The organism is Ancylobacter mangrovi (genome assembly GCF_024752335.1).
Lineage (GTDB): Bacteria > Pseudomonadota > Alphaproteobacteria > Rhizobiales > Xanthobacteraceae > Ancylobacter > Ancylobacter mangrovi.
The window spans coordinates 95,068-105,440 of the sequence record NZ_JANTHY010000001.1 but is presented as its reverse complement, the minus strand read 5'-3'; the positions used below and the strand labels follow the sequence as shown (position 1 = coordinate 105,440).

At 68.8% G+C, this 10,373-nt stretch carries 9 protein-coding genes; 6 read left to right on the top strand and 3 right to left on the bottom strand.

Annotated elements, in window-relative coordinates; translation table 11 throughout:
- The first annotated feature begins 146 nt into the window (after positions 1 to 146).
- Positions 147 to 1,589 (top strand): MFS transporter, encoded by a 1,443-nt coding sequence (locus NVS83_RS00455; RefSeq protein ID WP_258737566.1) that lies wholly within the window; start codon positions 147 to 149, stop codon positions 1,587 to 1,589.
- Between the two features lie 120 nt (positions 1,590 to 1,709).
- Here the strand turns inward: NVS83_RS00455 and NVS83_RS00450 are convergent, their stop codons facing one another.
- The gene (locus NVS83_RS00450) at positions 1,710 to 3,008 is read right to left on the bottom strand and encodes an MFS transporter (RefSeq protein WP_258737565.1); all 1,299 of its coding nucleotides are present in this window, start codon (positions 3,006 to 3,008) and stop codon (positions 1,710 to 1,712) included.
- Between the two features lie 628 nt (positions 3,009 to 3,636).
- On the opposite strand from NVS83_RS00450, the gene NVS83_RS00445 reads away from it, so the two are divergent.
- Complete coding sequence (locus tag NVS83_RS00445) at positions 3,637 to 4,695, top strand: amidohydrolase family protein (RefSeq protein ID WP_258737564.1); 1,059 nt, start codon at positions 3,637 to 3,639, stop codon at positions 4,693 to 4,695.
- 44 nt (positions 4,696 to 4,739) lie between these two features.
- Here NVS83_RS00445 and NVS83_RS00440 read toward each other — a convergent pair whose 3' ends face one another.
- Positions 4,740 to 5,876 (bottom strand): mandelate racemase/muconate lactonizing enzyme family protein, encoded by a 1,137-nt coding sequence (locus NVS83_RS00440; RefSeq protein WP_258737563.1) that lies wholly within the window; start codon positions 5,874 to 5,876, stop codon positions 4,740 to 4,742.
- A gap of 24 nt (positions 5,877 to 5,900) precedes the next feature.
- Complete coding sequence (locus NVS83_RS00435) at positions 5,901 to 6,683, bottom strand: 2-keto-4-pentenoate hydratase (protein WP_258737562.1); 783 nt, start codon at positions 6,681 to 6,683, stop codon at positions 5,901 to 5,903.
- A gap of 415 nt (positions 6,684 to 7,098) precedes the next feature.
- Between NVS83_RS00435 and NVS83_RS00430 the strand changes: the two genes are divergently transcribed.
- The 4 genes from NVS83_RS00430 (at position 7,099) to NVS83_RS00415 (ending at position 10,373) form a co-directional block, all read left to right on the top strand.
- Positions 7,099 to 7,830, top strand: coding sequence for a FadR/GntR family transcriptional regulator (locus NVS83_RS00430; protein WP_258737561.1), 732 nt, complete (start codon positions 7,099 to 7,101; stop codon positions 7,828 to 7,830).
- Between the two features lie 112 nt (positions 7,831 to 7,942).
- On the top strand, positions 7,943 to 8,701 hold the full coding sequence (locus NVS83_RS00425) for an SDR family NAD(P)-dependent oxidoreductase (protein WP_258737560.1): 759 nt from the start codon (positions 7,943 to 7,945) through the stop codon (positions 8,699 to 8,701).
- A gap of 12 nt (positions 8,702 to 8,713) precedes the next feature.
- A complete protein-coding gene (locus NVS83_RS00420; RefSeq protein ID WP_258737559.1) occupies positions 8,714 to 9,355 on the top strand; it encodes a 2-dehydro-3-deoxy-6-phosphogalactonate aldolase in 642 nt (213 codons plus the stop codon).
- Between the two features lie 52 nt (positions 9,356 to 9,407).
- Entirely contained in the window at positions 9,408 to 10,373 is a 966-nt protein-coding gene (locus tag NVS83_RS00415) for a peptidyl-alpha-hydroxyglycine alpha-amidating lyase family protein (protein ID WP_258737558.1), read from the top strand.

The following is a 10,373-nucleotide window of genomic DNA, read 5'->3' as shown; positions in this document are numbered from 1 at the left end:
GGGCTGCCGGCCGCGCTAGAAAACCGATTCGCCATCGGTGCCCGCGCGCCGGTGGCGCGTCGTCCGCCGCGCGAAACGCACCTGCGAGCCGCAGGCTCGCACGGCCCCGAGCGTGGCGGCGCCGCCGCACGACCGAGGTGATCTCCTTGAAGACCGATCCGCTTTCCGACTCCGGCACCGCGGCCGGGACCCCGCCCCCTGTGCCGAACGCAAGAGCGCTGACCTATCTCGTCGCCTCGGCCCTGTTCATGGAGAATCTCGACGGCACGATCCTCGTGACCGCGCTGCCGGCGATGGCCCGCTCCTTCGGCGTCCATCCGGTCGATCTCGGCATCGGGGTCTCGGCCTATGTGCTCACGCTGGCAATGCTGATCCCGCTGAGCGGCTGGCTCGCCGAACGCTTCGGCAGCCGGCGCATCTTCACCTCGGCTATCGTGATCTTCACCGCTGCCTCGATCCTGTGCGGGCTGAGCGAGAGCCTGCTCACCTTCACCCTCGCGCGCATCCTGCAGGGGGTAGGCGGCGCGATGATGGTGCCGATCGGCCGGCTGGTGGTGCTGCGCGTCACCGACAAGCGCGACCTGATCTGGGCGATCACCACCATCACCTGGCCGGGGCTGGTGGCGCCGATCCTCGGGCCGCCGGTGGGCGGGCTCATCACCATGCACTTCTCATGGCACTGGATCTTCTATCTGAACGTGCCGCTCGGCATCGTCGCGGTCATGATCGCGCTGCGGCTGATGCCGCGCGAGGAGACGGTGACGCCGCGCCCCTTCGATGCGCTCGGCTTCGTGCTCACCGGCGTCGCCTGCTTCTGCCTGCTCTATGCGGTGGAACTCGTCAGCAATGGCCGCCCGGCGGGAATGGTGCTCGGGCTGATGGTGGCGACCGGCCTCGTCACCGGCTTCCACGCCGTCGCCCATGCCCGGCGCCACCCCTTCCCGCTGCTCGACCTCTCGGCGCTGGCGATCCGCAGCTATGCGGTGGCGCTGCGCGGGGGCTCGCTGGTTCGGGCGGCGATCCAGGCGGTGCCGTTCCTGCTGCCGCTGATGTTCCAGGTCGGGTTCGGGCTCGACCCGCTGGAATCGGGCATGCTGGTGCTCGCCGTGTTCGCAGGCAACCTCGTCATGAAGCTGGTGACCACGGCGATCCTGCGCCGCTTCACCTTCCGCTCCATCCTGCTCGTGAACGGCACGCTGAACGCGCTCGCGATCGGCGCCTGCGCGCTGATCTCGGCCGAGACGCCGCTGATCGTCACCGTGCTCTTGATGTTCGTGAGCGGGGTGACGCGCTCGGTGCAGTTCACCACGCTCAACACGCTGTCCTTCGTCGATGTGAGGCCGGAGCAGATGAGCGGCGCCAACACGCTGTTCAACGTGCTGCAGCAGATGGCGCTGGGCATGGGGGTGGCGCTGGCGGTGCTGGCGCTGCGGCTCGCCGGGCTGGTGGACCCGGCCGCCGAAGGCGTGGTGCCGGTCGCCCATTTCCAGATGGCGTTCGTCATGATCGGCGTGGTTGCGCTCATCGGCACGCTCGACGCACTGCGGCTCGACCCGAAGACCGGCGAGGCGGTACGCCGCCGGAAGTGAGCGGCCGACCTCCATAATGAACGGGCCGGACGGCAGCACGCCGTTCCGGCCCTTCTTGCGTTCGTGCCTGAATGACGTCGCGGCGCGCCCGGGGGATAGATCACCCCGGGGCGGCCGTCCTCAGACCTCCGGCGAGACCGCCGCGGCGCCGATGTCGCCCTTCTGCGGCGCGCGCAGCACCAGCAGCAGCGGCACCACCAGCACCGCGCCGAAGGCGAGCGCGAGCAGGCCGTCCTCGAAGCTGCCCGTGGTCTCGCGCAGATAGCCCATCACATACGGCCCGACCACGCCGCCCAGATTGGCGATCGAGTTCACCGCCGCGATGGCGGTCGCCAGCGCCGCGCCGGTGAAGAAGCGGTGCGGAATGGCCCAGAACGGCGCGAGATAGCCGAACATGAAGAACCCCGCCGCGATCAGCGCCGCCATCTTGGCCACCGGATCGGGGAACAGGGTGGAGAGCGCCAGGCAGATCGCCACGGCCGAGATGGCGATGGCGACGAAGCCGCGCCGGTTGCCGGTGCGGTCCGAGATGTAGCCGAAGAACAGGATGCCGCACACCGCCGCGACCGAAGGCAGCGCGGTGACGAAGCCGACCTGCATGTTGGTCAGGCCGAAGCCCTTGATGATCTGCGGCAGGAAGAAGTTGACGCCGTAATTGATGATGACGGCGCCGAAGCAGATCAGGCCGAGCGAGAGCACGCGCACGTCCTTCAGCACCGCAAGGATGCCGTGGCCGTGCCCGCCGGCGACCGCGTCGGCCTCGCCCGCCATGCGCCGGGTGAGCCAGTCGCGCTCTTCGCGCGTCAGGAACTCGGCCTCGGACGGGCTGTTGCGCAGCATGACGTAGAGGACGAACGACATCACGATGGTGGGCAGCGATTCGAGGATGAACAGCCACATCCAGCCCTTCAGTCCGAGCAGGCCGTCCATCGCCAGGAACATGCTGGAGACCGGCGCGCCGATGACCGAGGAGAGCGGGATGGAGAGCCAGAAGATGCTGCCCATGCGCGCGCGGTACTTGGCCGGGAACCAGAGCGACATGAAGTAGACGATGCCGGGATAGAGGCCGGCCTCGGCGATACCGAGCAGGGCGCGCAGGATGTAGAAGCTCATCTCGCCGCGCACGAACACCATCATCAGCGAGATGATGCCCCAGGTGAACATGATGCGCGCGAGCCAGATCCGCGCGCCGACCTTGGCCAGGATGATGTTGGACGGCACCTCGGTGAGCACATAGGTGAGGAAGAAGATGCCGGCACCGAAACCATAGGCGGCGGCGGAAAGGCCGATATCCGCATTCATCGTCAAGGCGGCGAAACTTACGTTCACCCTGTCGAGATAGGCGAGGAAGGCCGACCCCACGAGCAGCGGAACGAACCGCCACGCGACTTTGCTGATGACCACCTTTTCTTCAACCACGTGCATCCTCCCAGACGCTGTTTTTCCCGCTGCGGCTCATGGGGCCGCGCTTCAACCATGCGGTCGCGATCGTCTCCTTAAGTGACGAAACGTCACCTTGATGATCTGCTGGTTTGTTCTGTGAAACCGGGGCCGGACCACTGTGCGCCGCGGACCCGGAACGACCGACTCGAGCCTGCAAGCCGATACGGTTCGCCGAGGCTTGCTTGACAGCTTGCGGCCTATTAGTACTATGATATTAAAAAAATGCAAGAGCCAAAAAGCCGCCATGAATACCGCAGCGGAATGCCGTTTCGGCAGACGATGGGAGGGCCTCCGATGACCGCCGATCTCCATGTGCCCCGCCCGCCGGCTTCGCCTCATCCGCGCACGTACCGCGCCCATGTGCCGGGCGCCTGCCGGCCGCGCCCCTCGCCCGACTAGCCCCGCGATGCCCGTCACCGGCGACGACGGCCCTCCCGGCCGCGAGCCATGGCCGAGGCGCCCATCCCGTTCGGCACCGTCGCCGAAACCGCCATTTGCCGGCAAACATGAATCATGACCGACGGGCCCGCCCGCCCTCGAGGCCGGCGCCCGTCAGCCGTGCCGCCCGAGCCACGTGCCGGCGGCATGGCGAGAGGAGGAAAGCATGAGCGAACCCTATGTCTATCGCGGCGCCACCTACCGGGACCCGGCGGCGCTCGCCGAATGGCTGGCCGGAACGCCGCCCGAGGCGGCGCTGGAGCCGGAGCTGGCGATCGTCGACCCGCACCATCACATCTGGGAAAATTCCAAGCGCGGGCGCTACCTGCTCCACGAGTTCCTCGCCGACGTAAACGAGAGCGGCCACGACGTGCGCCGGACCGTGTTCGCCGAGTGCGAGGCCATGTACCGCGCCGACGGGCCGGAGCCGTTCCGCCCGGTCGGCGAGGTCGAGTTCGTGCGCGGCGTCGCGGCGATGAGCGCTTCCGGCCAGTATGGCCCGCTCCGCGTCGCCCACCGGATGATCGGCCATGCCGACCTCACGCTCGGCGGGGCGGTGCGCGAGGTGCTGGAGGCGGAGATCGACGCCGGCGGAGGGCGGCTCAGCGGCATCCGCGTCTGTGCCGCCTGGGACGGGCACCACGAGGAGATCGGCCGCTATGTCGCCCATCAGGTGCCGCCCGGGCACCTGCTCAACCCGGCCCTCCACGAGGGCGCGGCGGTGCTGGCCGAGCTCGGGCTGAATTTCGAGACCTGGGTGTTTTTCCACCAGCTTCCCGACGTGATCGCGCTGGCGCGGGCGGTGCCGCAGGCGACCATCATCGTCGACCATGTGGGCGGGCCGATCTGCGTCGGGCCCTATGCCGGCCGCCGGCAGGAGCTGTTCGAGGTCTGGCGCGGCCATATGCGCGAGCTCGCCACCAGCAGCAACGTCCATGTGAAGCTCGGCGGCCTCGGCATGCTGCATTTCGGCTTCGACTTCCACCTGCGCGACGTGCCGCCGCCCTCCACGGAACTGGCGCAGGCCTGGCGTCCCTATATGGAAACCGCGATCGAGGCGTTCGGCGTCGAGCGGGCGATGTTCGAGAGCAACTTCCCGGTCGACAAGCAGTCCTGCCGCTACGGCACACTGTGGAACGCGCTCAAGCGCATTGCCGGCAATGCATCGGTGCAGGAGAAAGAGGCGCTGTTCGCCGGCACCGCCTCGCGCGTCTACCGGCTGTGAGCGAGGGGCGAGGCCGCGCGGGGATTCCGGCGCGGTCCCGCCCGCTACGAATCCGGCGCGGCGAAGCGGCGAAGCGCGTCCCGGTCGACCTCGATGCCGAGGCCCGGGCCGGTCGGCACCTCGACCCAGCCGCCGTGCTGGACCAGCGGCTCGGTGATGACCGCATGACGGAACGGGTGCTCGGAACGATCCATCTCCAGCAGCGGCTCGCGCGGGCGCAGGCGCGCCGGCGTATGCGGCACCGAGGCGAGAAGCTGCAGCGCCGCGGCCATGCTGATGCCGCTGCCCCAGACATGGGGGATGTAGCGGATGCCGAAGGCGGTCGCCATGTCGGCGATCTTCTTGCATTCGGACAGGCCCCCGGCCGCGCCGGTGTCGGGCTGCACGATGTCCATGGCGCGCGAGGTGAAGATGTTGATGAAGCCCCAGCGCGTATAGTCGCATTCGCCGCCGGCGACCGGGATCGGCTGGCCGAGCTTCACCTCATGATAGCTGGCGAGGTCCTCGGGCACGACCGGCTCCTCGAACCAGGCGATGTTCTGGTCGGCAACGCGGCGCCCCAGCTGGATCGCCTCGATTGCGTCATAGGCGTGGTTGGCGTCGAGCATGAGTTGGCGCCCCGGCCCGATCAGGTCGCGCGTGGCGCGGATGAGCTCGATGTCCTCCTCGAAGTCGATGCCGATCTTCAGCTTCACCCCCTCGAAGCCCTCGTCGAGCCGCTCGCGCACCTCCTCGAGGATGTACTCGAACACGTCGCCCTCGTCGCGGCGGTAGGTGCCGGTGGCATAGGCCTGGATGCGGGTGCGCATCGGCCCGCCCATCAGCCGGTGGACCGGCGCGCCGAACGCCTTGCCCTTGATGTCCCACAGCGCGATGTCGACACCGCTGAGGCCGCTGATGACGAGGCCCTTCTGTCCCTGGTCGCGGAAGCGGTTGTAGAGGTTCTGCCAGATCACGTCGGTGGCGATCGGGTCGGCGCCGATCAGCAGGTCGCGGAAGGCGTTGACGACGGCGGCGTTGGGCCGCGCCGGCCCGAAGCACTCACCCCAGCCGACGAGGCCGGTGTCGGTGACGATCTCGACGATGCAGGACTTGCGCACCGTGGTACGGTCGACCGACCAGCCGAAGGGCTGTTCCAGCGGCGCCTCGAGCACATGGGTGCGAAGCTCGGCGATTTTCATGGTCTGATCCTTGTGGCCAGCAGGTCAGTCGCCAAGGCTCAGCGTGCCGAAGCCGTCGACCGCGATGGAAGCGGAGGTCGCGGGAAGCGCGATCGGTGTCGGCTTGACCAGCGAGCCCGCGAGCACGATCTCGCCAGCGCCGAGCGTCAACCCGTGCGAACCGAGCTTGCCGACCAGCCAGCGCAGCGCCTCCAGCGGGCGCAGCGCGTCGGCGGTGTTGCCGCGCACGACCTCGCCGTCGATCTCGATCAGGCCGGCAAGGTCGTCACCGATGACCTCCTGCCAGCCGGGCCGGGGCGCCCGCAGCACGAAGGCCGAATGGAAGAAATCGTCGGTGAGGATGGTCGGGATGCCGACCTCGAGGGGCTGGCCGTAGCGGTTGTCGACGATCTCGCAGGCGAGATGCGCCGAGCCGATGGCGGCGCACAGCGCCTCGTCGGACAGGTCGTCGCCGGCGCGCAGCTCGGCGGAGGTGATGAAGGCGATCTCGCACTCGACGGAGGGCGCGACCAGCGGCAAGCTCAGCGCCTCGCCGAGGCTCGGCTTGTGCGTCAGGTCGTAGATGCCGGCATAGGCCGGCTCGGAAAGGCCAAGCGCGCGCTGGCCGTCGGCGGCGATGGAGGCGATCTTGTAGCCGACGCGGCGGATGCCGGCCTGCGCGAGGGCGTCATGCACCTCGCGCTGGACGCGGTAGCCGGCTTCTTCGTCCGGCGGGCGCCGGTCTTCGGGGAAGCGATACCAGCGCGGTCGGTGCGTACGCACCTCCACGAGCCCGGCGCGGTCATGTGCGGTGAGACTGGCCAACATACTCGATCCAAATTCGACGGGAGAGCGCGAGCGCCAAGCGTCCGCCGCCCGGCCCGCTCCCGCCGGCGGGGTCGGACGTCGTGATCGGTCGCATCACGAGGACCTGTTCAGGATGTGCTCGCCGGTACGGCAGATCGGTCGTCCGCCCGGTAAGCTATTAAATAGTACGATATGATTTTTGCGGGAGCAAGTCAACGCGGCGGGAGCGTATGATGAGCCGGCGGGAGAGACCGGCCATCGCCTTCGCGCGCCGCAGGCGGGCCAGGATACGGCCGGACGGCACGCCGCCGGGGTTCCGGTCGTCGGGTTCGAACAGCGGTCCAGCCGGGGCCGAATCCCGGGGCCGAAACCGTTGCGGGGAATATGCCAGCTTGACGCGTATACAAAATTCAAGTAGTATTATCATATGGATAGAATGACACGCGCCACCGACCGCTCGCTGAAACGGAACCTTCGGGAGCAGGTCGTCGACGAGATCGGCGGGGACATCGTCTCGGGCCGCCTGAAGCCCGGCGACTTCCTGCCGAGCGAGGAGGTGCTGCTCGGCCGCTACAATGTGAGCCGGACCGTGCTGCGCGAGGCGCTGAACGTGCTGGCCGGCAAGGGCATACTCGACGCGCGCCCCAAGCGCGGCACCATCGTGCGCCCGCGCAACGAGTGGAGCCAGCTCGATCCCGTGGTGCTTGGCTGGCAGCGGGCCCAGCGCGGCACCCCGGCCTCCGACGACGGGCGCGACGCCCTGATGGAGGTGCGGCGCATCGTCGAGCCGGGCGCGGCCGCGCTCGCCGCCCAGCGCGGCACCCAGGAGGACTTCGCCGCCATCGAGGAGGCCTATGCGGCGATGGAGAAGGCCGGCGATTCGCCCGAGGACTTCATGGCGGCGGACCTCGCCTTCCACACCGCCTGCCTCTATGCCAGCAAGAACGACTTCCTGGCGCCCATCGCCCACGCCATCCGCTCGGAGATGATGGCCTCGCTGCGGATCACCAACCGCGATCCCGAGACCAACCGCACCATCTCGCTGCCGCTGCACAAGGCGATCCTCGACGCGATCGTCGCCCGCGATCCCGAAGCCGCTGCCACGGCCATGCGCCGGCATCTCGACGACACCGAACGCCGCCGCTCGCAGTCGCGCGCGGCCGGCTGAACGCGGCAGACGCGGCCGGCTCCCGACACAAGGGCCGCCGAACGCGTCTTGTGTTTATGAATATAATAGTATTTATTGGCGCCGAATTCAGCCCGCGAAGAGGCGCCGTTTCATGCAGGTCAATCACATCAATCTTGAGGGCCGGATCGCCGTCATCACCGGCGCCGCCCAGGGTATCGGCTTCGCCGTCGCCTCGCGCTTCCTCGCCTCCGGCGCCAGCGTCGCCATATGGGACATCAACGAGGCCGCCCTCGCCCCGGCGGCGGAAGCGCTCGGCAATTCCGAGGCGGTCGCGACCCGTCAGGTCGACATCGCCGACTATGAGAGCGTGACGCGGGCGACGCAGGCGACGCTCGAGCGCTTCGGCCGCATCGACATACTGATCAACAACGCCGCCCTGGTCGGCCCCAACGCCAAGGTCGCCGACTATCCGCTCGACGCCTGGCGGCAGGTGATCGACGTCGACGTCAACGGCACCTTCCATTGCTGCCGGGCCGTGGTGCCGGTCATGCTCGGGCAAGATTACGGGCGCATCGTCAACATCGCCTCGATCGCCGGCAAGGAGGGCAACCCCACCGCCGCGGCCTACAGCTCGGCCAAGGCGGCGGTGATCGCGCTCACCAAGTCGCTCGGCAAGGAGGTTGCCGACGCGAACGTGGCGGTGAACTGCGTGACGCCGGCCGTGGCGCGCACGCCGGGCGCGATGGAGCAGGCGCCCGAGCACATCGCCTACATGCTCGGCAAGATCCCGCGCGGCCGCTTCCTCGAGCTCGACGAGGCCGCCGCCATGATCGCCTGGCTCGCCAGCGAGGAGAATTCCTTCACCACCGGAGCGGTGTTCGATCTCTCCGGCGGCCGCGCGACCTACTGAGCGGGCGGGCCGGTGGCCGAGGCGCGCATTCCCTGGCCGACGCTGCGGCGCCCGCTGGTCGCCATCCTGCGCGGCATCGCGCCGACCGAGACGCCGGCGGTCGTCGGCGCGCTGGTCGAGACGGGCTTCGAGGCGATCGAGGTCCCGCTCAATTCGCCGGACCCGTTCGCCTCCATCGCCACCGCCGCCCGGATGGCGCCGCCGGGCTGCCTGATCGGCGCCGGCACGGTGCTCGACGTCGAGGAGGTCGATCGGCTCGCCGACGCTGGTGGGCGGCTGCTGGTCAGCCCGAACGTCGAGCCGGCCGTGCTCGCGCGCGCCGGCACGCATGGCATGGTGACGATGCCGGGCGTATTCTCCCCCACGGAGGCGCTGGCGGCGGCCCGCGCCGGAGCCTCGATGCTCAAGTTCTTTCCGGCCAGCGTGCTCGGCCCTTCGGGGATCGCCGCCATCCGCGCCGTGCTGCCGCCCGGCCTCGGCATCGCCGCCGTGGGCGGCGTGTCGGAGACGAATTTTGCCGACTATGGAAAAGCCGGCATCTGCGCCTTCGGGCTCGGCTCCAGCCTTTACGCACCCGGCCTCGACGCGCGCGAGATCGCCGCGCGCGCCCGCCGCGTGATCGACGCCTATGACCGCGTGTTCGGCCCGGCCTGAACGCGCGCGCGGGCGGGGCCCGCGAGACCAATCAAACGAGAGAGGCACGCCCATGAGCGTATTGGTGGGAAGCGGTGAGTTCACCTACCGCGTCGAGGAAGGCTGGGGGAAGCTGCCCGAGGGCTGGTCGCTGGGCGATGTCGGCGGCGTGGCGGTGGACCGGCAGGACCGCGTCTACGTCTTCAACCGCGGCGGCCATCCGATGGTGATCTTCGACCGCGAGGGCAACTTCATCAAGTCGTGGGGCGAAGGCAGGTTCGTGCGCCCGCACAGCATCTGCATGGGGCCGGACGACACCGTCTACTGCGTCGACGAGGGCAGCCACGCGGTCTATCACTGCACGCTCGACGGCGAGGTGCTGATGACGATCGGCACGCCGAACGAGCCAGGCGAGGAGTTCAGCGGCGCGCCGTTCAACCGGCCGACCCAGGTGGCGCTGTCGCCCGAGGGCGACATCTACGTCGCCGACGGCTACGGCAATGCGCGCGTGCACAAATACACCGCCAAAGGCGAGCACATCCTCTCCTGGGGCGAGTACGGCACCGACGAAGGCCAGTTCAACATCGTCCACAACATCTGCTGCGACGCGAGCGGCCTCGTCTATGTGGCCGACCGCGAGAACCACCGTGTGCAGGTGTTCCACCCGGACGGGCGCTTCAAGACCCAGTTCGTCAACCTGCACCGCGCCTGCGGCCTGTCGATGCAGAACCCCGAGGACCCGGTCTTCTTCGTCGGCGAGCTCGGCCCGTTCCTCGCCATCAACCGGCTCTATCCGAACATCGGGCCGCGGGTGAGCGTCCTCGACAAGAACGGCAGGCTGCTGGCCCGACTCGGCGGCTTGCGCGCCGGGACCGAGCCCGGCACTTTCATCGCGCCGCATACGGGGGCGACGGATTCGCATGGCGATCTCTATATCGGCGAGGTCTCCTTCTCGGCCTGGATCCCGGTGTTCCAGACCCAGCGCCCGGCCTTCGTGCGCAGCCTGCAGAAGTTCACCCGGGTGCCGGCGGCTGCCTGA

Excerpts from the sequence above, each read along its gene's own strand:
- NVS83_RS00445 (WP_258737564.1), top strand. The coding sequence starts at position 3,637 with ATGAGCGAACCCTATGTCTATCGCGGCGCCACCTACCGGGACCCGGCG.
- NVS83_RS00440 (WP_258737563.1), bottom strand. The coding sequence starts at position 5,876 with ATGAAAATCGCCGAGCTTCGCACCCATGTGCTCGAGGCGCCGCTGGAA.
- NVS83_RS00435 (WP_258737562.1), bottom strand. The coding sequence starts at position 6,683 with ATGTTGGCCAGTCTCACCGCACATGACCGCGCCGGGCTCGTGGAGGTG.
- NVS83_RS00430 (WP_258737561.1), top strand. The coding sequence starts at position 7,099 with ATGACACGCGCCACCGACCGCTCGCTGAAACGGAACCTTCGGGAGCAG.
- NVS83_RS00425 (WP_258737560.1), top strand. The coding sequence starts at position 7,943 with ATGCAGGTCAATCACATCAATCTTGAGGGCCGGATCGCCGTCATCACC.
- NVS83_RS00415 (WP_258737558.1), top strand. The coding sequence starts at position 9,408 with ATGAGCGTATTGGTGGGAAGCGGTGAGTTCACCTACCGCGTCGAGGAA.